This window comes from Pyxidicoccus xibeiensis, from assembly GCF_024198175.1.
GTDB lineage: Bacteria > Myxococcota > Myxococcia > Myxococcales > Myxococcaceae > Myxococcus > Myxococcus xibeiensis.
Window position 1 is genome coordinate 14739 of record NZ_JAJVKV010000027.1, and the last position, 20703, is coordinate 35441.

At 71.8% G+C, this 20703-nt stretch carries 18 protein-coding genes; 8 read left to right on the top strand and 10 right to left on the bottom strand.

Annotated features, from left to right (window positions below):
• Positions 1-31 precede the first annotated feature (31 nt).
• The 6 genes from LXT23_RS47740 to mraZ are packed head-to-tail and all read right to left on the bottom strand — an operon-like array spanning position 32 to position 5862.
• Positions 32-1573 carry a UDP-N-acetylmuramoyl-L-alanyl-D-glutamate--2,6-diaminopimelate ligase gene (locus LXT23_RS47740; protein ID WP_253987223.1) on the bottom strand — a complete coding sequence of 514 codons (1542 nt, stop codon included), beginning with the start codon at positions 1571-1573 and terminating at the stop codon, positions 32-34.
• A 50-nt stretch (positions 1574-1623) separates the two neighbouring features.
• Positions 1624-3645, bottom strand: coding sequence for a penicillin-binding protein (locus tag LXT23_RS47745; RefSeq protein WP_253987224.1), 2022 nt, complete (start codon positions 3643-3645; stop codon positions 1624-1626).
• Positions 3642-4061 carry a cell division protein FtsL gene (ftsL, locus tag LXT23_RS47750; protein WP_253987225.1) on the bottom strand — a complete coding sequence of 140 codons (420 nt, stop codon included), beginning with the start codon at positions 4059-4061 and terminating at the stop codon, positions 3642-3644. Before ftsL ends, LXT23_RS47745 begins: the two co-directional genes overlap by 4 nt.
• Positions 4058-4972 (bottom strand): 16S rRNA (cytosine(1402)-N(4))-methyltransferase RsmH, encoded by a 915-nt coding sequence (gene rsmH / locus LXT23_RS47755; protein WP_253987226.1) that lies wholly within the window; start codon positions 4970-4972, stop codon positions 4058-4060. Before rsmH ends, ftsL begins: the two co-directional genes overlap by 4 nt.
• A gap of 5 nt (positions 4973-4977) precedes the next feature.
• Positions 4978-5364 carry an STAS domain-containing protein gene (locus tag LXT23_RS47760; RefSeq protein ID WP_253987227.1) on the bottom strand — a complete coding sequence of 129 codons (387 nt, stop codon included), beginning with the start codon at positions 5362-5364 and terminating at the stop codon, positions 4978-4980.
• Positions 5365-5409: 45 nt separating this feature from the next.
• Entirely contained in the window at positions 5410-5862 is a 453-nt protein-coding gene (gene mraZ, locus LXT23_RS47765) for a division/cell wall cluster transcriptional repressor MraZ (RefSeq protein ID WP_253987228.1), read from the bottom strand.
• A 272-nt stretch (positions 5863-6134) separates the two neighbouring features.
• On the opposite strand from mraZ, the gene LXT23_RS47770 reads away from it, so the two are divergent.
• Entirely contained in the window at positions 6135-6842 is a 708-nt protein-coding gene (locus tag LXT23_RS47770; protein WP_253987229.1) for a PilZ domain-containing protein, read from the top strand.
• 12 nt (positions 6843-6854) lie between these two features.
• Here the strand turns inward: LXT23_RS47770 and LXT23_RS47775 are convergent, their stop codons facing one another.
• The 3 genes from LXT23_RS47775 to LXT23_RS47785 form a co-directional block, all read right to left on the bottom strand.
• A complete protein-coding gene (locus LXT23_RS47775; protein ID WP_253987230.1) occupies positions 6855-8660 on the bottom strand; it encodes an acyl-CoA dehydrogenase family protein in 1806 nt (601 codons plus the stop codon).
• 235 nt (positions 8661-8895) lie between these two features.
• Positions 8896-9852, bottom strand: coding sequence for a hypothetical protein (locus tag LXT23_RS47780; RefSeq protein WP_323379174.1), 957 nt, complete (start codon positions 9850-9852; stop codon positions 8896-8898).
• Positions 9849-10856, bottom strand: coding sequence for a phosphatase domain-containing protein (locus tag LXT23_RS47785; protein WP_253987231.1), 1008 nt, complete (start codon positions 10854-10856; stop codon positions 9849-9851). The genes LXT23_RS47780 and LXT23_RS47785 overlap by 4 nt, the downstream gene beginning before the upstream one ends.
• Before the next feature lie 123 nt (positions 10857-10979).
• Between LXT23_RS47785 and LXT23_RS47790 the strand changes: the two genes are divergently transcribed.
• The 6 genes from LXT23_RS47790 (at position 10980) to LXT23_RS47815 (ending at position 18079) form a co-directional block, all read left to right on the top strand.
• Positions 10980-13382: a protein kinase domain-containing protein gene (locus tag LXT23_RS47790; protein ID WP_253987232.1), complete on the top strand. Its 2403-nt coding sequence runs from the start codon at positions 10980-10982 to the stop codon at positions 13380-13382.
• A 91-nt stretch (positions 13383-13473) separates the two neighbouring features.
• Positions 13474-13686 (top strand): hypothetical protein, encoded by a 213-nt coding sequence (locus LXT23_RS47795; RefSeq protein WP_253987233.1) that lies wholly within the window; start codon positions 13474-13476, stop codon positions 13684-13686.
• Between the two features lie 73 nt (positions 13687-13759).
• On the top strand, positions 13760-14722 hold the full coding sequence (locus tag LXT23_RS47800; RefSeq protein ID WP_253987234.1) for a CarD family transcriptional regulator: 963 nt from the start codon (positions 13760-13762) through the stop codon (positions 14720-14722).
• Between the two features lie 63 nt (positions 14723-14785).
• Positions 14786-15298, top strand: coding sequence for a hypothetical protein (locus tag LXT23_RS47805; RefSeq protein WP_253987235.1), 513 nt, complete (start codon positions 14786-14788; stop codon positions 15296-15298).
• Positions 15285-16235: a hypothetical protein gene (locus tag LXT23_RS47810; RefSeq protein ID WP_253987236.1), complete on the top strand. Its 951-nt coding sequence runs from the start codon at positions 15285-15287 to the stop codon at positions 16233-16235. The genes LXT23_RS47805 and LXT23_RS47810 overlap by 14 nt, the downstream gene beginning before the upstream one ends.
• Positions 16232-18079: an ArnT family glycosyltransferase gene (locus LXT23_RS47815; protein ID WP_253987237.1), complete on the top strand. Its 1848-nt coding sequence runs from the start codon at positions 16232-16234 to the stop codon at positions 18077-18079. Before LXT23_RS47810 ends, LXT23_RS47815 begins: the two co-directional genes overlap by 4 nt.
• 372 nt (positions 18080-18451) lie before the next feature.
• Here the strand turns inward: LXT23_RS47815 and LXT23_RS47820 are convergent, their stop codons facing one another.
• A complete protein-coding gene (locus tag LXT23_RS47820) occupies positions 18452-19099 on the bottom strand; it encodes a DUF2239 family protein (protein ID WP_253987238.1) in 648 nt (215 codons plus the stop codon).
• A gap of 228 nt (positions 19100-19327) precedes the next feature.
• On the opposite strand from LXT23_RS47820, the gene LXT23_RS47825 reads away from it, so the two are divergent.
• Positions 19328-20629 (top strand): winged helix DNA-binding domain-containing protein, encoded by a 1302-nt coding sequence (locus LXT23_RS47825; protein ID WP_253987239.1) that lies wholly within the window; start codon positions 19328-19330, stop codon positions 20627-20629.
• The last annotated feature ends 74 nt before the right edge of the window (positions 20630-20703 follow it).

Sequence of the window (20703 nt, forward strand, 5' to 3'; positions counted from 1 at the left end):
GTGGGGCGCCGGTGCGGCCGGGCTGTTGCGGCTAGGCCGGAGTGCCCGGAGTGGCCGGAGTGCGGTTGGCCAGCGCCTTCGCGGCCACCTGGCGGTCGTCGAAGGTGTGCTTCTCCGCGCCCACCTGCTGGTACGTCTCGTGGCCCTTGCCGGCGATGAGGACGACGTCGTCCGCGCTCGCCAGGTTGATGGCCTGCTCAATCGCCGCGCGGCGGTCCGGGTCCACCAGGTAGCCCTTCTCACCGCTCTTGGCCTTGCCCGCGGAGATGCGGCGCAGGCCGCCCTTCTCCAGGCCCGGCGTCACCTGGGAGATGATCTCCTCCGGGTCCTCGGTGCGCGGGTTGTCGCTGGTGACGATGGCCAGGTCCGCGGCCTCCGCCGCCACCGCGCCCATCAGCGGACGCTTGCCCTTGTCCCGGTCTCCACCGCAGCCGAAGACCGTGATGACACGGCCCTTGGCCAGCGAGCGCGAGGCCTCCAGCGCGCGCTTGAGCGCGTCGTCGGTGTGCGCGTAGTCCACCAGCACCGCGGGCGCCCCGCCCGGGCCGTAGTTCTCCACGCGCTCCATGCGGCCGGCCACCGGCGTCATGCGCTCGATGCCCTCCTGCACGTCGCGCCGGGCGAAGCCCGCGCCCAGGCCGATGCCCGCCGCCAGGAGGATGTTCTCCAGGTTGTGGGGCCCCAAGAGCTTGCTCTTGATGGGGATGTCGCCCGCGGGCGTCTTCAGCGTGCCCTTGATGCCCTGGAGCGTGAAGCTCACGTCCGAGGCGGAAATCTCCCCGTTGCCCAGGCGGCTGAACTTCCACGCCATGCGCTTCTGGCCGCGCAGCTCGTTGTAGATGCGGCTGGCGTAGGTGTCGTCACCGTTGACCACGGCCACGCCGGTGGCGGACAGGTTCTCCGCGAAGAGCTTCCGCTTCGCCTGGAAGTAGTCCTCCATGTCCTTGTGGTAGTCGAGGTGGTCCCGGCTCAGGTTGGAGAAGCCGGCCGCCTTGAAGGTGAGCCCGTGCACGCGCTCCTGCGCGAGCGCGTGGCTGGACACCTCCATGATGACCGTCTCCACGCCCGCGTCGACCATCTCCCGGAAGATGCGGTGCAGTTCCAGCGGGTCCGGCGTCGTGTTCGCGCTCTCCACCGTCTTGCCGGAGAACTTGTAGCCCAGCGTTCCAATGACTCCCGTCGAGGCGTAGGCGGCCGTGCTCATGGCCTCCAGCAGGTACGTCGTCGTCGTCTTCCCGTTCGTCCCGGTGACGCCCAGCAGCGTCAGCTGCTCGGCGGGACGGCCGTAGAAGTTGGCGGCGATGAGCGCCAGCGCCTTTCGCGCGTTGCTCACCTTGAAGAACGGCACCTGCGACGAGGGCACCGGCTTCTCGGAAACCACCGCCACGGCGCCACGGGACACGGCTTCACCGATGAACTGGGCTCCATCCTCCTTCGTGCCAGGAATGGCGACGAAGAGGTCCCCCGTCTTCACGCGCCGCGAGTCCTGCGTCACACCCGTGACGTCAACCGCGGAACGGCCGCCCGAGGTCTGCTCGGCTCCACATCCTGCGAGGACATCCGTCAGCTTCATCTCTTCCCCTTCACACGCATTGCAAGCGCGGGGCCTGGAGCGGCGCGGCCTTATTGCCGCGTGGCGAGCTCCAGCGTCACCCGGGCCCCCTTCTCCACCAGTGCGCCGGCGGCGGGGGTTTGAGACACCACACGTCCACTGCCTGTTACCTGTGGCTCCAGGGCCGCGGCGAGCAGCTTCACCACGGCCTCTCGTCCTACCTGTCCCTGGACATCCGGCACACGTACCGTGCCGGGCTCCGGGGTCTCCGTCACCGCCTCCGCCAGCGCCGGCCGGGCGGGCACGGCGGCCTTGGGGGCCACCGGCTTCGCCGCGCCTGACGCGGGGGACACGGCGGCCACGGCCACCTCGGGCGCCACCGTCCGGGACGGTGGCACGGCCAGGTGGGCCATGGCGGCGGTCGCAATTTCCTTGAAAGCAGGGGCAGCCACGAGCCCCCCGTATACGTCCGTCTTGGGTTCGTCCACTACGACAAGAATCACGGCGCGCGGTGACTCGGCCGGCACCACGCCAGCAAAGGAAGCGATTCGCTTGTCCGAGTACCCCCGTGCCACCGGGTCCGCCTTCTGGGCCGTGCCCGTCTTGCCCGCCACCCTGTACTCCTCCATGGCGGCCCTGGGGGCGGTCCCTTCCTTGGTCACTACACTCTCGAGCATGCCCACCACCTGCCGGGCCACCTTCGCGGATACCACCCGGCGCACCTCCGTGGGGCGGTTTTCCAGCAGGACTACCCCGTCCGGGTCGACCACTTTCGACACGAGGTAGGGCCGCATCAGCACGCCATCGTTCGCCAGCGCACCATAGGCGGCCGCAATCTGCACCACCGTGGCCGTCAGGCCCTGGCCGAAGGACTGGGTGGCCAGCGCCACCTCCGCCTTCGGGAAGGGGATGACGCCGCGCCCTTCACCGGGAAGGGACAGGCCGCTGCGCTCGGCGAAGCCGAAGGCGTGGTAGCCGGATACCAGCTTCTCGCGCCCCATGGCCTGGGCAATCTTCGCCATGCAGATGTTGGAGGACACCTGGAGGATGCCGCGGGGGGCCAGCCAGCCGTACGAGTGGGTGTCGTTGATGGTGTGGCGGCCCACCGGCCAGGCGCCGTTCTCACAGAAGAAGACGCTGTCGGGGGTAATCGCCTTCTGCTCCAGCGCGGCGGCCACCACGAAGGGCTTCATCGTGGAGCCGGGCTCGATGGTGTCCAGGGCGGCGCGGTTGCGCATGTTGGTGCGCGAGCTGGACTCGGGGGTGTTGGGGTTGAAGCGCGGGTGGTTGGCGATGGCCAGCAGCTCGCCCGTCTTCGGGTCCAGCACCACGGCCATGCCGGCCACGGCCTTCGCGTCCTCCACGGCCTTCGCCAGCGCCCGCTCCGTCACGTACTGGAGGTGGCGGTCCACCGTCAGGGTGACGGCGGCGCCCTGGCGCTCCAGCGGGTCCAGGGCGCCCTGCACCAGCAGCTTGCGGCCCTTGGCGTCGCGGAAGCCGGAGGTGCGCGCGCTCTGCCCGGACAGCTCGTCCTCGAAGGCCAGCTCCAGGCCCTCCAGGCCCCGGCCGTCCAGGCCCACCGTGCCCACCACGTGCGCGCCCAGCTCGCGCTGCGGGTAGAAGCGCTTGGGCTCCTTGGTGAAGCCGAAGCCGGGCAGGCCCAGCGCCTTCACCGCGGCCACCTCCTGGGGCTTCGCCTGGCGCTTCACCCACGCGAAGCGCCTGGCCCGCCCCAGGCGCGCGGCCATCTCGTCCGCGTCCATCTTCAGCGCCTTGGCCAGCGCGCGCGACGCGGCCCGCACGTCCGGCAGCATGGAGGGGTCCACCCAGATGGAGTCCACCTCCACGCTCTGGGCCAGCGGGGTGCCACGCCGGTCGAAGATGTCGCCCCGGCGCGCGGGGATTTCAATCTGGCGGACGTACTGGTCCTGCGCCAGCCCGCGCAGCTTCTCCTGCTCGAAGACCTGGAGCTGTACCGCGCGACCGAAGGCGACGCCCAGCAGCGTCAGGAAGAGGCCGAACAGGAGCTTGACCCGCAGCGCCAGCCACTTCGCGTTGGGCTCGGGAGCCCGCGTCGCCTTGAAGTCCCTCACCGCGTGGCCCCTCCGGCCCGCCCGGCCACGCGCACGCCGGGCGCCTCCCCATCACGCGCCGCCGCCTGGGGGCTGCCCCGGGCCGGCTTCTCGGCGGACAGCGACACCACCGCGCCGCCCTTGGGCATGGCCATGCCCAGCTGCTCGCGGGCCACGCGCTCCAGCCGCGTCGGGGCCTTGAGGGTGGCCAATTCCAGCTTCAGCCGGTCGTTCTCCCGCGTGAGGGTGCGGCTCTCCGCCTCCGCGCGCGACAGGCGGTAGCCCATGTCCACCACCAGCACGCGGCTGGTGACGTGGAGGAAGCCCACCGCGGCGAACAGGGAGAAGAAGAGGACGGCGGGCAGCAGGTGCAGCAGCACGCCCGCGACGGAGACGGAGCCCCGCGTGGAAGAGGGTCGGGATGTCACCAGGCTCATCGGAGTTTCTCCACCACGCGCAGGTGCGCGCTGCGAGAGCGGGGGTTGGCCTCCACCTCTTCCTCCGAGGCGGCCACGGCCTTCTTCGTCACCAGGGCGAACGCGCCCGAGTAGCCACAGGCGCACACCGGCAGCCCGGGCGGGCAGGTGCACCGGCCCACCAGGTCGCGGAACGCCTCCTTCACCTTCCGGTCCTCCAGCGAGTGGAAGGCGATGATGCCGGCGCGGCCGCCCACCTTGAGGAGCCGGGGGATGGCGGCCAGCAGCGCGTCCAGCGCCTCCAGCTCTCCGTTGACGGCCATGCGCAGCGCCTGGAACGTCCGGGTTGCGACGTTGATGCGCGTGGGCCACGCCTTGCGCGGCACCGCCCGCTTCACCACCTCGACGGCCTCCAGGGTGCGCGTGGGCAGCGCCTTCTTCAGCTCGCGGGCGATGGGGCGCGCGAAGGGCTCCTCACCGTACTCCTTGAGCAGGTGCGCCAGGTCGCGCTCGTCCGTGGAGGCGATCAGCTCGGCGGCGGTGGGGCCCTCGTCGCCCATGCGCATGTCCAGCGGGCCGTCCTTGGCGAAGGAGAAGCCGCGCTCGGCCACGTCCAGCTGCGGGGACGACACGCCCAGGTCCACCAGCACGCCGTCCACCGGGAGCACGTCCCCGGCCACCCGGAGCAGCTCCGCGAAGTTGCCCTGCCGGGCCTGGAAGCGCGGGTTGACGCCCAGCCGGGCGGTGGCGGCGGCGAGCGCCACCGGGTCGCGGTCCACGCCCACCACGGTGGCGCCCCGGGCCAGGAGCGCCTCCGTGTGGCCACCGCCGCCCAGTGTGCCGTCGATGATCACCTTCCCCACTCCCGGTTGGAGCAAGTCCACTGCTTCCCGCAGGAGGACGGTCTGGTGCTGGAAGTCCACGGCCCCCACAGGGCTCAGACGAACGGGGCCCGCGCGAGCGCGAAGGCCGCCCGGGCGTCGTTCATATGAGGGTAGATTTCGAAGGTGTCGTGGGCGCCGGCCGCGCGGAAGATGGCGGCCAGGTACGGCGACAGGCCGGACAGCTTCAAGTCGCCGCCGGTGCGGCGGAACGCCTCGGCCCGGGCCATCAGCGGCTTGACGCCCCGGTAGTTCAGGTGGCCCACGTCGCCGAAGTCCAGCACCACCTGGCGCACGCCCCGGTGCAGCTTGCGGGTCAGCTCGTCGCACAGCTGGAGCAGGTCCTGCTCGCCCAGCTCGCCCTCGAGCATGAGCGTCTCCACGCGGTCGGTTCCCACCGTCGCGTCCGCCGCCCGTCGCCGCACCTCCAGAACCTGGTTCATACGCTTCCACCCTCCCGGGACTCGTGAGTCCTGTCGACTTTCCGGCTAACTCTGGCGCAGCTCTGAGAGCACCTTCATCACGTCCGCGGAGGTCGCCTCCTGGCGGGCCTCCTCCTGCGCCTTCGCCCAGCCCTCGAGACTCCACAGCTCGATGACCTTCACCATCCCCGCCCACACCACGTCCTTCTCCAGCCCCGCGTAGGAGCGGAGCGACGGCGGGATGAGCAGGCGCCCCAGCTTGTCCAGCGGGCACTCCTGCGCGCTGGCCACGTACAGGCGCATCAGCGTCTTCACCCCGGGCTCCATCGGGTTGCGCTTGGCGAGCGACGCCTCCAGCGCCTCCCACTCCCGGACCGGGTAGGCGTGGAGGCACCTGTCCAGCGCCGTCGTGAGGATGAGGCGCTCGTCGTAGGCGCCCACCAGCGTCTCCCGGAGCTTCGCCGGGAGGCTCGTCCGCCCCTTTGCGTCGATCTGGTGCTCATAGACGCCTCGGAACACGCGGGACGATCCACCTTTTCAACCCGATGCGGGAATGCCCTCCACTCCTTCCCACTCCTTGCCACTACGGGCGGCATACATACGCGGCCCCCCAGGGGGGGTCAAGAAACCGCAACAGGTTGAAACACCGGTTTCGTCGGCGCCCGACATCCGGCCCGCCCCCGCAACCCCTCCACACCTGGAAGGTCCGGTACTTGCCGCGCCGCGGCGCCCTACCTGGGAAGATGGGGTGAACTTGAGTCCGCCCCGGGACAGGCGCAGAGTGAGGGGGCGTGAATACGAACGTGCGACTGAAGGTGGCCTACAAGACGCCGCAGTCCCTGGTGGGGGAGTACACACGCAGCGTCGGGCAGGGGGGCGTCACGCTGGAGACGCGCCGCAGCCTTCCGCTGGGGACCCGCTTCACCTTCGAGCTGCACGCCGGAGGTGTGCCCAGGCCCGTGGAGGTGCTGGGCGAGGTCGTCCAGGTGGTGCCCCGCGAGTCCCAGCGCTACCTGCTCACCGTGCGCTACGGCGTGGGCAAGGACCGCACGGCGCTGGATGCCATCCTCCAGCGCATCTTCTCCGAGCAGGAGCAGACGGGGCTGCGCCGCTTCCCGCGCCTGCCGCTGCACCTGCGCGCGCTGGAGGCGGAGCCCTTCTCGCCCGTCTTCGTGGTGCGGGACATCTCGCGCGGCGGCGTGGGCCTGGAGGTGGAGGCCCCGGCGCTGCCTCGCAAGGTGAAGGTGGGCACGCCCTTCCTCCTGGAGATGGACCTCCAGGGCGGGCCGCTGATGCTCCACGGCGAGGTGGTGTGGACGTCCACGGTGCCCAAGAAGCATTCGCAGACGGTGACGCCGGGCTTCGGCGCCACCTTCGGGCGGCTGCGGCCGGAGATGCAGAAGCGCCTGGACGCGCTGATGGCCCTGGAGTCGCTGCCCCCCGCGCCCTGGAAGGCGCGGGTGAGCTTTGGCATGGATGCCGTGACGCGGATGCCCTGAGGGCGCCGCGCGCTACACGTCTCCGAAGGGGTAGCCGCCGGCCGACTCCAGCGCGGCCACCACCGTCTCGCGCAGCTCCGCCGGGTCATACGGCGTGAAGACGTCCAGGGTGCCCAGGCGCTCGAGCTCCTTGTCGAGCGCGTCCCCCTTCAGCGTGGCGCACAGCGCGCGGCGCGTGCGCTCGTAGGCGCGGGGGATGGAATCCAGCGCGTACAGCCGCGTGAGGGCCACGCGCACCGCGTCCAGCTTCCCGCCGCTGGCGGCCTGGCGGGTGCGCGTCACCATGGAGTCCAGGGCGAACGCGTCCATCACCACGTCCGACAGCGCGGCGAGCACCTCCTGGTGCTTCTCCAGGTCCGTGCCGAACGTCTCGGCGGCCAGGCGCAGGCCGTGGAGCGCCAGGCGCTTGGCGGACTCGGCGGCCACCTCCTGCGGGGCGAGCGCGTCGTCGGTGCGGGCGCGGGGGCGCTCGCCGCGGGACAGCTCCTCGGCCACGTTGCCGGCCACGGCGAACAGCGGCAGGTCGCCCTTCACGGCGCGCTTGAGGAGCATGCCGACGATGAGCATGCGGTTGATTTCGTTGGTGCCCTCGAAGATGCGGTTGATGCGCGCGTCGCGGTACGCGCGCTCCACCGGGTACTCCTCGATGTAGCCGGCGCCGCCGTGCAGTTGCACGGCGTCATCCACCAGGTGCCCGAGCGACTCGGAGCCGTGCACCTTCATGATGGACGACTCGATGGCGTACTCCTCGACGGCGGCGAGCAGGCGCGCCTCGTAGTCCGGGGCGGTCTTGTCGCGGCCCGCAAGGCGCGCGTCCACGAGGCCCGCGGTGCGGTACGTCATGCTCTCCACTGCGTGGATGAGCGCCGTCATGCGGGCCAGCTTCTCGCGCGACAGGGGGAACTGGACGATGGGGGTGTTGAACTGCTTGCGCTCCTGCGCGAAGCGCAGCGCGTTCTGCAGTTGGAGCTTCATGCCGCCCAGCACGCCCGCGCCCAGCTTGAGGCGGCCGTAGTTGAGGATGTTGAAGGCAATCTTGTGGCCCTTGCCCACCTCGCCGAGCAGGTTCTCCGCCGGCACGCGCGCGTCCTCGAAGTAGAGGGGGCACGTGGACGAGCCGCGGATGCCCATCTTGTGCTCCTCCGGGCCCACGGTGAGGCCGGGGGTGTCCTTCTCCACGATGAAGCCGGTGAACTTGTCGCCGTCCACCTTGGCGAAGACGACGAACACGTCCGCGAAGGCGGCGTTGGTGATGTAGAGCTTGGAGCCGTTGAGAATCCAGTGCTTGCCGTCCGGGGAGCGCACGGCCTTCGTCTTGGCGCCGAGCGCGTCGCTGCCACTGCCCTGCTCCGTGAGGGCGTAGGCGGCCACCCACTCGCCGGTGGCGAGCTTGGGCAGGTACTTCGCCTTCTGGGCGGCGTTGCCGAACCAGACGATGGGCAGCGTGCCGATGCCGGTGTGCGCGCCGAACGTCACGGACCAGGAGCCGTTGAGGCTCATCGCCTCGGCGAGCAGCAGGGACGTGGTCTTGTCGAGGCCGGTGCCGCCGTAGGCCTCGGGGATGTCCACGCTGAGCAGGCCCAGCTCACCGGCCTGGTGCAGCAGCCGGCGCAGCAGGGCATTGTCCTTGGCCTCGATGCGCTCGGCCTGGGGGAGCACCTGCTCGCGGGAGAACTGGAGCGCCGTCTTGAAGAAGAGGCGCTGGTCCTCCGCGAGGGCCTCCGGCGTGACGATGGGGGTGGCGCCAACCTCCTGGAAGAGGAATGCGCCGCCAGCGGGAATCTCCTTCGACTGAGCGGGCTCGGATACGGCGACCATCGACGACCTCCAGGTGCGGGGAGGGAGCGACCCTCCCCCAGCGGGCATGCCCCCGCCGATGCAATGTAGGGAGCCGGGCATCATAGAGGGAGTCGCGGGAGGGCCAGCCCTTTTCTCCGGGGAGCAAGAGAGGCGCCGGCCCCATGTCGGGAATACGTTTCGCGAGGCGGAAACGCGAGGCGCTCGAGTCGAGGAAACGACGCTCCCAGCGGGCGGCTCCGAGCGTGCCGCTCCCCTACCCGCCGTCCTTCACCCCGCGGGGCGTGGGGTAGACGAGGCACAGCGTCTCGAACAGCGGCTCACCGGGCGCGGTGTACACCCCGCCGAGCGCCCGCGACACCTGTGCCACCTCGGTGCCGAAGGACGGCACGAGGCAGAGGTCCTCCGACGTCTTGAAGCGCCCCTTGAGCAGCCCCAGCGCCCGGCGCAGCGTGGCGAGGTCCTGCCGCCCGCCCCGCACCGGAACGGAGGGTCCATTCGGGTCCGGCCCCGGCAGCTTGCCCACGCTCGTGGTCAGCTCGAAGCCATCCGCGCGCATGATGATGCGAAGCTTTCCGGGCGCCACCTCCGCCAGCCACTCGCGGAAGCCCTCCTCGTCACGCAGCACCACCGGGTAGGCCACCTGCCCATCCGGGTGCCTCAGCCACACCGCCTTCGCCGAGGCGCGCAGCACCGCCAGCAGCTCGGACGTCTGCACGAGGAACGTGTCCGCGTCCGGCACCAGCAGCACGTCGCGCCCCTTCACCCGCTCCATCAGGCGCGCGGCCTCGGCGGGGCGCACCGACTCGAAGGACTCCTGCCCCAGCCGCACCTTCTCGCCGGACAGCTCCAGCCGGAGCGCCGCTTCCGGCAGCGCCTCGCCGTACACCGGCACCGGGGCCGGCTCGACGTCGGGCGCGGCCTCGCTCCCCGCATCCGTGGGCACCCCACTCCCGGATGCGAGCGAAGGCAGGGGCTCCGGCTTCAGCGACTGGAGCGGCTCGGCCGGCTTCTCGTCGCGGCACCCCCCGCCCACCGAGACGACCAGCACGGCCACGAGGACCCGCGCGACCGACGCGGCCGCGCCGCACGCACGGAGCGCGGACCACCGGAGGCCCCGCCGATGCACCTGCCTGGGAGGTGGCGTCCCCCTGGCGGCGAGCCACGTCGTGGCCAGGGCCTCGGACACCGTCATCACCGCGCGCATCCTCACGGAGGCGTCTGCTTCACCGTGGCTGCCGGAATGACGACAGGCGTCGGCGTGTGCTTGGGGAAGGCAGCGGTGACACACGCGGCGTCGGCCAGGCCGGCGGTGCTGGCGTGCACGGCCGCCTCACCCGCGTCCTTGAAGAGCACCATGTCCTGGAACCGCGCCTTGTCGGAGGTGCGCCCCGCGTCGCGGATGTAGATGGCCTTCACCCGCCCGGGAAACTCCTCGCGAAGCTGCGCGTACACCTCCGGGTCCTTCTCTCCAGAGTCCCCCACCAGCACCACCGGCTGGGGGAACTGCTGGAGCAGGCGCCGGATGATGGGCTGCTTGTAGCCGGACAGCGTCCCCGGCCCGATGTCCCGCAGGTACACGCCGAAGCCCGCCGGGAAGCCGTGGCGCTCCAGGAACGTCCGGATGCGCGGCAGGTACTGCACCGGAGAGCCGCTCACCAACGCGAAGGCCGGCGTCGACCGGACCCGCAGGCACCCGTAGAACGCCGCCATGCCCTCCACCACCGCCTGCGTGTCCGAGTCCTTCAGCAGCGCCGACTCCACCAGCTTCACCGGGCTCGTCACGTTCGTCACCGCCACGGTGTCGTCGAAGTCCGACACCACCAGCAGCGGCGAGCCCTCCGCGATGACCTCCACCGGGGCCTGCGTCCGAGCCCCCTCCACCCGCGCCTCCGCCTGGGAGGTGCCCACGGGGAACGCCTTCCCCTCGGGCGGCCGCAGGTTCACCTCGAAACCGCCGTCATGCCCGCTCTTCACCGTGGCCACCACGCCCTGGAAGGAGACCTCCACCCGGGCCCCCTCCCAGTTGGCTGCCGTCAGCCTTCTTACGTTGCGAGAAAGCGCGGTGCTGCCCTCGGAAGGCGCTTCCTTTAGAACGCGCCCCTGAAGCAGAACCCCCTCCGGCCGCCCCAGCACGGGCGCCAGCAGCACCGCGGGCTCCGCCAGCGCGGCGGATGTAGTGAAGAGTAGGGACACAACCAGAAGGCGAAAGCTCATTTTCAACGGAATTTTCCCACGGCAGTGTGACACATGCCCCATGATAGCTTCTCGCGGCCTCGCGGCGACAGCGGGGTATGGCAGGTGCAGCGGCCCGGTGCGCTCGAAGGAGCCGGAACGAACGTGCAGCAGCCTTCCGAAGGGCTCCATTTCGGGAAGTACAAGCTGCTCGAGCGCATCGCGACGGGCGGGATGGCGGAGATCTACCGCGCCCGGATGACAGCGGCCGCGGGGGTGACCAAGCCCGTCGTCATCAAGAAGATATTGCCCCGGTATGCGGGCAACGGCGCCTTCGTCTCCATGTTCGTCAACGAGGCGCGCATCGCCGCGGGGCTGAGCCACGGCAACATCGCCCAGGTCTTCGACTTCGGCGAGGTGGACGGGCAGTACTTCATCGCCATGGAGTTCGTGGACGGCCATCCCCTGTCGCGCGTGCTGCGGCGCGCGCGGGAGAAGGGGCTGTACACGGTGCCGCAGCCGCTGGCCGTGCTGATTGCCGTCGAGGTGCTGGAGGGGCTGGCCTACGCGCACACCCGCCTGGACGAGCGCGGGCGGCCGCTGCACATCGTCCACCGCGACGTCAGCCCGCAGAACGTGCTCCTCGGCTACGAGGGGCAGGTGAAGCTGGTGGACTTCGGCATCGCCAAGGCCCGGCTGGCCGGCCGGGACGAGACGGACGACGGCGAGATGAGGGGCAAGTTCTCCTACTTCGCGCCGGAGCAGGCCCGCGGGCGGGAGCTGGACGCGCGCACGGACGTCTTCGCCGCCGGCGTCATCCTCTACGAGATGCTGTGCGGGCGGCTGCCCTTCGAGGGGAAGCTGGAGGACGTGCTGCGCAAGCTCGCCCAGGGCGACTTCCCGCGCCCCAGGGACCTCAACCCGGACCTCCCCGCCGCGCTGGAGCGCATCCTCCTCACCGCCCTCGCCGTGGAGCGGGACCAGCGCTACACCACCGCGGAGGCCTTCGCCGAGGCCCTCACCCGCCACCTGCACACGGCCGCGCCGGACGTGTCGCCCCGCGCCCGCGCCCACTTCATGGGCTACCTCTTCGAGGCGGAGCTGGTGGGGGACGGGCGGCCCGTGCTGCTGCCCCGCGAGTTCCTGACGCAGCTGGCCCGGTGGACGCACCGCCCGGCCGAGCGTCGCAGCAACCGCGACCTCACGCCGCCCCACCCCGTGCTCGCGCCGGGCGAGGGCCGCCGCGAGACGCCCCCCACGGCCCCGGCCGAAAGACGGCGCGAGCGCACCACCCAGCCCATCCCCGCGGTGCCGGGCGCCCCCGAGCCGGAGCCCGGCGTCACCCAGCCCGTCGTCCAGGTGCCGGCTGCCGCGCCGGAGCCCGTCACCCTTCCGACCGCCTTCCCTCCGCCCGCCCCCGCCCGCGCGCGCGCGCCGTCCTCCCGCCAGGGCTTCCACGTGCCTCGCCGGGTGATGCTGGGCGCCCCGGCGGCGGTGGTCCTGCTCGCCACGGTGATGATGCTGGCCACGGGACGCACGGGCACCTTCTCCGTGGAGCTGAGCTCCACGCCCCCGGGCGCCACCATCCGCGTGGACGGCCGGCCCCTGCCCTCGCGCACGCCGGCCCTCATCACCCACCTGCCCGCGGACGCCGAGCACCTGCTGGAGGTGCACGTGACGGGCATGGTGCCGTGGAGCCAGACGGTGCGCGCCGAGCGCGGCACCACCCTGGCCGTCCACGCCCGGCTGCGCCCGAGGATGGCACCTGGAACCTCGCCCCCGGGCGTGCTCGCGTCCAAGCCGCCCCGGGCCCCACCGCCCCAGGAGGCCACGCTGTCGGGAGGGCGGCTCACGCTGTCCGCCGTCGGACATGCCTTCCGCGTGCCCTTCCTCTCCGCGGCGGAGGTGTCGCTGGACCCGAAGCGGACCTACGCGGTGCGCGTGGAGGGACGCCTGTCGACGGGCGGCCCCGCGACGGTGGAGCAGGCCGGCTACTACCTGGACGGCAACGAGCGGCTGCCGGCGCACGAGTCCTTCGGCCTGCTGGGGCCCGAGGAGCAGCTGGTCCGCAACGCCTCCACCCTCTACGTCTTCCTGCTGGACGCGCGGAAGGAGGACAACCATGGCTCCCTCATGGTGCGGGTGCGCGAGCGCAACAGCGGCATCGTCACCTCCGTGCGGCTGGTCGCGCGCGAGCACGCCCTGAAGCTGCCGCGCTCGGACCGCTTCCTGCTGCGCCAGCTGGACCCGGGCACCACGTACGAGGTGGTGGTGCGCGACTCCGCCGAGCCCGCGCGCACGCGGGGCGAGGCGGGCGGGCCCGTGGGCCGGGTGCTCGGCCTGCACGGCACGGGCGAGGGCCCCGAGGCGTCCGCGGGCGTCATGGAGCTGCTGGAGGTGGGGCAGCCCGTGCGCCTGCGGGGAGCGTCCTGGCTGCAGCTCGCCTTCCCGGACGACCACCTGGCGGACAACACCGGCACCCTCATCCTGGAGGTCTCCCCCGTGGCCCCGCCCGGAGGAGGCCCCGCTCCCAGCCCGGGCAGGCTGTTCGACGCCCCCCCGCCCTAGCGCCCTGCTGCTACAGCAGTGCAGCGACCTGTTGCTGAAAAATTGATCATCCGGGCGAGCCCCCTACCCTGGGCGACCTGGAGGCATCACCATGAAGAAGCTGGTGGCAGTGCTGGTGCTCGGGGTGGCGCTGATGGGGACGGTGGGACTGTCCGGGCGCGTGGATGCGCGGCCGGGAGTGGAAGACAGGGAGCCGACGGACGCCCAGGTGGAGGCGGCCCTGGACGCGCGGCAGAAGGAGTTGTTGGGCGTCCTGCTGCGGGCCCGCACCTCGGACGCACGCACGGCGGCATTCCACCGGTAATCTCATGGCGTCCGGCGCGGCTCGGTGCTAAGCCCGGGTTTCTCCTGACGTTTACCTCGCCCGTGAGGGGGACATGCCTGAAGGGTCCGCGTCACTCCAGCTCGCGGTTGGCGACCGGGTCGTCTATCCGAACCAGGGGGTCTGCCGCGTCTCCGCCATCGACGTGAAAGAGGTGGCGGGCCAGAAGCTCACCTTCGTCACCATGCGCCGCGAGGAAGACGGCGCAGTCGTCATGGTTCCAGAAGGGAAGATAGTCCCCATCGGCGTGCGCAAGGTCGCGACCGCCGAGGACGTGGAAAGCATCTTCGAGTTCCTGCGCTCGGACAGCGACAAGGCCGACCTGGACTGGAAGCAGCGCGCTCGCACCAACCTGGACCGGATGACCCAGGGTGGCATCCTCGGCCTCGCCGAGGTGGTGAAGGGCCTCCAGGTCCTCAGCGAGCTGCGCCCGCTGCCCACCAAGGAGCGTGAGCTGTACGACAACGCCCGGCACCTGCTGGTGTCGGAGGTCGCCGCTGCGCTGGGCACCACCGAGGTCAACGCCGAGGACGCCATCGACATCGTCCTCTTCCCGCCCGGCCGCGAGCGCCCCAAGCGCACCGCCGCCGAGTTCGCTCGCGACGACGAGGACCTGGGGCTGGACGGCGACCTGCTGGGGCTGGACAGCGACCTGGACCTGCCGCCGGACGAGGAGGCCCCCGCCGAGCCCGCCGAGGAGGAGAGCTCCGAGGAAGGCGAGGAGGCGGAGGCCGGCGCCTCCGACGAGGAGGCCGCCCCCAAGAAGCGCGGCCGTCCGCCCAAGGCGAAGGCCGAAGCCCCGGCGGGTGGAGAAGCCGCCGCTCCCAAGAAGCGCGGCCGTCCGCCCAAGCCCAAGCCGGAGGCCGTGGCCGCTCCCGAGGGGGCGGAGCCGCCCGCGCCCAAGAAGCGGGGCCGCCCGCCCAAGGCCAAGCCGCCCGAGTCCGAGGCGGCCGCGCCCGCCGCGCCCAAGAAGCGGGGCCGCCCGCCCAAGGCGAAGCCGCCCGAGGGCGAGGACTGACAGACGCAGTGGACCGACGGGCCTTCGCTCACCCAGAAGGCCCCTCCGCCGAGGTGACGCCCCGTGATTCGCGTCGTGACGCTGGATTCCTTCGACGACAAGCAGCTCGCGAAGTTCAACCGCACGCTCTACACGGCGTTCGGCGTGGGCAGCGAGCACTCCGGCAGCGCCGAGGTGCCCCCGGGCATGTCCGAGCCGCTGGAGGCGGAGAAGCTGCTCGAGCAGGTGAAGGGCATCCGCTCCTACAAGGACGACAAGGTGCTGCTGCTGACGACGCGCCGGCTGAAGGAGCGCGAGCTCCCCAGCGGCGTGGCGCCGACGCCGGGCTTCGCGTGGCACGGCAAGGACCGCGCGGTGCTCAGCATCCACCCCCACAAAGACTTGGAGAGCGCCTACAAGGCCGTGGCCCGCCACGCGCTCCACCAGCTGGGACACCTCTGGGAGCTGCACCACTGCCTGGACCCGCGGTGCTCGATGTATCCGCCCTGGACGCCGTCGTTCGCCCAGGGGGATGCCATCTTCTGCACCTTCTGCCGGGAAAAGAGCGAGCAGAAGATCCGCCTTGCGAAGTCCTAGCATCCTGCGCGCCCTGCCCCTCGTGGAGCTGGGGGGCCTGGTCCTCGTCGCGCTCCTGTGCCTGCTGTTCTACGCGCGCCTTCCGGGGCGCCTCCCCACGGACGCCCACTACCGCGCCGTGGCGGAGCGGCTGAAGGCCGAGGCCCGCCCCGGCGACGCGGTGCTCCTGTTCCCCTGGTGGGCGGAGCGCGCCCGCATCTACGTCCCGCCCGAAGTGCCGGTGTACGGCTACCTCGGCTCGGACCGGGATGACCTGGCCGCGCACCCGCGCGTCTGGGTGCTGGGACAGCCGGAGCTGCCGCGCTCGGAGGAAGAGGGCTTCCTCGCGGCCTTCCTCCCCGAGCGCCGCGCGGTGGGCTCGCCGGGGCGCGAGGGCCCGCTGTCGCTGGCGCTCTACGAGAACGGGCGCCACCGGCCCCGCCGCTTCACCGCCACGGAGGCGTACGCGCGCGCCCGCGTCTACCTGGAGGGGCCGGACGGCGCGCGCCGCGACTGTCCCTTCGACGGCCGGGCGCACCGCTGCCCGGGCCCGCCGCACCTGTACGTGGCGCCGGAGTGGCACGAAATCCTCTACGAGCCGCGCCGCTGCCTGTGGATGCACGCGCCGGGTGGCAAGCAGCGCCTGGTGGCGGAGTTCGACGGAGTGCCCGGGGGCCTGGGGCTGCGGCTGGAGGGCGGCATCATCTGGGAGCACGCGCACCCGAAGGACGCGCGGCTGACGCCCACCTACCTCGGCGTGGACGACGCGAAGAGCGGCACGCGGCTGCTGGAGGTGGTGGTGCCGCCGGGCCTGGAGGGCGTGCAGAAGGCGGAGGTGCGGCTGCCCGAGGGTGAGCCGCGCGCGGTGAAGGTCTGGGTGCAGTCTGACAACGCGGACCGGCGGCAGGTGTGCCTCGACGTGCTGGCGGTGGAGCCCGCGGTGGGGGTGCGGGGATGACGGGCCGGGCTCCCACGCGGGACGAGAAGTGGCTGGCCTGGGCGCTGGGGCTGCTGGGCTTCGCGGTGCTGTGGCTGACGGAGTCCGCGGTGGGCTACACGCGCGACGAGAGCGTCTACTTCATGGCCGCGGAGGGCTACTCGAGCTGGTTCCGCCAGCTTGTCCAGTCGCCCGCGAAGGCCTTCACGGACGCGGCCATCGTCCGCGCGTGGGACTACAACCACGAGCACCCGGTGCTGATGAAGACGCTGTTCGGGCTGAGCCACCTGCTCTTCCACGAAGGCCTCGGGTGGATGCGCTCGGCCACGGCCTTCCGGCTGCCGGCCTTCGCCCTCGCCGCGCTGGTGCCGGCGCTGAGCTTCCTCCTGGGCAGCGCGCTGTACGGGCGCGCCGCGGGGCTGTTCGCCGCGCTCGCCTTCATGCTGGTGCCCCGGCAGTACTTCAACGCGGAGCTGGCGTGCTTCGACGTGCCGGTGGCGGCGCTGTGGCTGCTCGTCGTGTACTGCTTCTGGCGCGCGCTGGAGGACGCGAAGTGGGGCCTGTGGTGCGGCGTGGCCTTCGGGCTGGCGCTGGCCACCAAGCACAACGCCCTCTTCCTGCCCTTCGTGCTGACGCCCTTCGCCCTGTGGCGCGCGTGGACGGCGAGCGGGGGCCAGGCGGAGGCGCGCACGTGGCTGTTGCGCTTCGTGGGCCTGTTCGCGGCGGTGGCCGTGTTCTATGGCCTGCTGGTGCTGTCGCTGGGCGGCGGTGAGGGCTTCCAGAAGAAGTTCCTGCTGCTCAGCCCGCACACGCTGCTCTTCGTCGGCCTCGCGGTGGGCGGCACCTGGATGCTGCGCAGGCTGGCGCGGGTGAGCGCGCCGGTGACGCGGGCGCTGGTGCCGGTGGCGGCCATGGCGGTGCTGGGGCCGGTCATCTTCTACCTCCACTGGCCGTACCTCTGGCACGAGCCGGTGGAGCGCACGGCGTGGTACCTGGCCTTCCACGCGAAGCACAACCACTACGCCTGGTTCTACCTGGGCACGCTGCTGCGCGAGCCGCCCTTCCCCCTGGCCTACGTCGTCGTGAAGACGGCGCTGACGGTGCCCACCAGCCTCTTCGTGCCCATGGTGACGGGCTTCCTGGCGCTGGCGGCACGCGCGGTGCTGGGCCTCTTCGAGCGCACGCGCGCGTGGGTGGAGCGGCCGGTGACGCTGGCCGAGGCGCTGGTGGGGGTGAACGCGGTGACGTCCATCCTCATCATCAGCCACCCGCAGGTGCCGCACTTCGGCGGGGTGAAGCACTGGTTCCCGTCCATGGTGTTCCTGGGCATCCTCGCGGGCGCGGCGGTGGCGCGGGGGTGCTCGGCGCTGTGGGAGCGACTGAAGGCGAAGCGCCCTTCCCTCCCCTTCGCGGCGGTGGCGGCGCTGGTGTTCGCGGTGCTGCTGGCGCCGGCGGTGGTGTACTCGGCGCGGGTGTTTCCGTACGGGACGGCGGCGTACTCGGAGCTCGCGGGCGGCCTGCCCGGTGCGGCCACGCTGGGCATGCAGCGGCAGTTCTGGTCCAGCCACGTGACGGGCGTGCTGCCGTGGATCAACGAGCACGCGAAGCCGGGCGCGCGGCTGTTCCTGCACGAGGTGCACGGCGGCTCGTTCCGCGACTACCAGCGCAACGGCATGCTGCGGAAGGACCTGCGCGCGGTGGGCAGCCCGCAGGACGCGGACATCGTCGCGTACCAGTACCACCAGGAGTTCCGTGAGCATGAGTTCCTCACGTGGCAGGCCTTCGGCACGCGCACGCCGGTGACGGGCCTGTACCTGGACGAGACGCCCCAGGTGGTCGTCTACGTCCGGCCGGAGGCGCGGTAGCCGTCAGGGCCCCAGGGGCTTTGCCGTTCGGGCATCGACGGCAGTCACCCGCGCCCTTCTCCCGGCTTCGTCCGGGAGCGTCGGGCGCCACAGGGGAGTCGCGGCGCCGCCGGTGCACTCCCGGCGGCACCAGGCTCAGCGGGCCTCTGGTCCTGAGCCGGGGCGCCTGCCCTGACGACGCACCCGGCGCCGCTCGGGAGGACGCGCGCCCTTTCCGTCCGGACGCGGCGGAGTGGGAGCCGGGCTACCCACCCGGCGGGCCCCGCCAGCGCGGCGCCTGGGCGTGACGGGACGCCTTCCCCACGCCAGCGGCACGGGGAGGAAGAACAGCATGAAGAAGTCCACGGCGGATTCCTCGGAGCCGGCGGACGCTCAACCCCGCTCGGTGGGACTGCGTGTCGCCTCGGCCTCATCGCGCAGGGCGACAGACACCAGCCGGTGGACATGGTTCCGGATGTCGTCAGGCCACTGCTCGATGAGCTGGGCGAAGCGCTCGGGGTTCTTCGCGTAGAAGGCCCGCGAGGCCTCCTCGAGGCCGGGCAGGTCCCCCGCCACGGCATGCATGAACGTGCTGGCCGCTTCCTGCGAACGACGCGCCCGCTCGCGGCCCTTGTCGTTGCGCTGTGCCTCCTCGACGAGCCGGCGCAGCGCCGCGGACGCGCCGCTCGGCTGCGCGTTGAGCCACTCCCAGTGACGGGGCAGCAGGGAGACCTCGCGAGACACCACGCCGAGCTTCGGCCGTCCCGGGCCACTCCTCCGTGGCTCCTCTCCGGCGGTGGCGGTCCGCGCGCGCCGCTCGGCGAGCCCCCGCAGGACGTCCTCACGGGAGCCCCGCAGGTCCGGGTGCACCGAGTAGCCCGTCGCGTCCTCATAGATGACGACCGGCACCGTCTCGCCCCCGTCCACCCACGCCTTCGCCTTCAGCGCGACGTCCTCCAGCCCTCCCGAGGCGATGCAGCGCGGCCCCGCGAACGCCGTGTATCCCGCCTGCCCGTCTCCCCACCGCGTGTCGTCACCCATGTGGCCTCCCGTGCCTCGGTGCGAGGGTTATTACCCGGGTAATATCCATTTGGCAATATCACCCGGGTAAAATCCCTGACGGGCCAGACGGGGGCCGCGCACAGTCCGAGAAGCCCGTCGTACAAAGCTGACACAAGGCTGTCATCGCCGGGGCCCAGGGTAGCGCCATCACAGCCGCTGGCGCCCGACCCTGCCGTGGGCGCACACCCGAGCCCGGAGACAGGCCTCATGCTTCCCTTCTTCCTCTTCCCGATGCTGCCGCTTGCCTTCCAGCCCGCCGACACCTCTGCTCCCGCGAGCGCCCGGGTGGCTCGGGCGAGGACGGAGGCGCGGGCGGCGCCCTCCCGGCGGCGTGCGAGGACGATGATGCCCACCCGGAAGCCAGCGGCCGGAGTGACGACACGCCGAGGCGCGAGCCGGCCCACCCAGGTGCTCAGCCAGCGCGCCCTCAACCGCGCCCTGCTGGAGCGGCAGCTGCTGCTCCGCCGCTCGAAGCGCTCCATCCCCGAGGTCGTCGAGCACCTCATCGGCCTGCAGGCCCAGGCTCCGAATCCGCCCTACTACGGCCTGTGGACGCGGCTGGAGGACTTCCACCAGGACGCGCTGGCCTCGCGGCTCCTCGACCGGAGCCTGGTGCGCATCGTGCTGATGCGGGGGACCATCCACCTGGTCACCGCTCGCGACGCGCTGCTGCTGCGCCCCCTCGTCAACCCGTTCCTGGAGCGCGCCCTGTTCACGGGGAGTGGCTACGGCCGGAACCTCGACGGTGTGGACCTGAAGGCGCTCGTCGCGGCGGGCCGGGCCCTGGTCGAGGCGCGGCCGCTCACCCTGACGGAGCTCGGAGCCGCGCTGGGCGAGCGCTGGCCGGACACGGACACCGCGTCGCTCGCCCAGGCCATCCGCCTGCTGGTGCCGCTGGTCCAGGTGCCCCCGCGCGGCATCTGGGGCGTGGGCGGCAACCCCGCCTGCACCACGCTCGAGTCGTGGGTGGGGAAGCCGCTCGATGCCGCTCCTTCGGTGGATGACGTGGTGCTGCGCTACCTCGCCGCCTTCGGTCCGGCCTCCACCCAGGACATCCAGGCCTGGTCGGGCCTCACGCGCCTGGGCGAGGTGACGGAGCGGCTCCGCCCGCGCCTGCGCACCTTCGTCGACGAGCAGGGCCGGGAGCTGTTCGACCTGCCCGACGCTCCACGGCCCGACCCGGAAACGCCGGCCCCGGTGCGCTTCCTGCCGGAGTTCGACAACGTGCTCCTGTCGCACGCGGACCGCACGCGCATCATCTCCGAGGAGGACCGCAAGCGCATCGCCACCCGCAACGGCATGGTGCCCGGCGCCATCCTCGTGGATGGCTTCTTCCACGGCACCTGGAAGCTCCAACAGCACCGTGGCACCACCATCCTCCACATCGAGCCCCATCGCCGGCTGTCCGCCCAGGACCGCGCCGCCCTCTCCGCCGAGGGAGCCCGGCTGCTCTCCTTCGCCGCTCCGGAGGCAAAGACTCACGACGTCCAGTTCAGCCGCCCGGCCTGAGCGGCAGCGACGATGTCTGGGATTGGGGTGGACCTGACCCGCCCCGGGTGTCTGTCTTTCCGGCCATCCGGGGA

Excerpts from the sequence above, each read along its gene's own strand:
- LXT23_RS47740 (WP_253987223.1), bottom strand. The coding sequence starts at position 1,573 with ATGAAGCTGACGGATGTCCTCGCAGGATGTGGAGCCGAGCAGACCTCG.
- ftsL (WP_253987225.1), bottom strand. The coding sequence starts at position 4,061 with ATGAGCCTGGTGACATCCCGACCCTCTTCCACGCGGGGCTCCGTCTCC.
- LXT23_RS47760 (WP_253987227.1), bottom strand. The coding sequence starts at position 5,364 with ATGAACCAGGTTCTGGAGGTGCGGCGACGGGCGGCGGACGCGACGGTG.
- LXT23_RS47775 (WP_253987230.1), bottom strand. The coding sequence starts at position 8,660 with ATGGTCGCCGTATCCGAGCCCGCTCAGTCGAAGGAGATTCCCGCTGGC.
- LXT23_RS47785 (WP_253987231.1), bottom strand. The coding sequence starts at position 10,856 with ATGAGCTTTCGCCTTCTGGTTGTGTCCCTACTCTTCACTACATCCGCC.
- LXT23_RS47795 (WP_253987233.1), top strand. The coding sequence starts at position 13,474 with ATGAAGAAGCTGGTGGCAGTGCTGGTGCTCGGGGTGGCGCTGATGGGG.
- LXT23_RS47800 (WP_253987234.1), top strand. The coding sequence starts at position 13,760 with ATGCCTGAAGGGTCCGCGTCACTCCAGCTCGCGGTTGGCGACCGGGTC.
- LXT23_RS47815 (WP_253987237.1), top strand. The coding sequence starts at position 16,232 with ATGACGGGCCGGGCTCCCACGCGGGACGAGAAGTGGCTGGCCTGGGCG.
- LXT23_RS47820 (WP_253987238.1), bottom strand. The coding sequence starts at position 19,099 with ATGGGTGACGACACGCGGTGGGGAGACGGGCAGGCGGGATACACGGCG.
- LXT23_RS47825 (WP_253987239.1), top strand. The coding sequence starts at position 19,328 with ATGCTTCCCTTCTTCCTCTTCCCGATGCTGCCGCTTGCCTTCCAGCCC.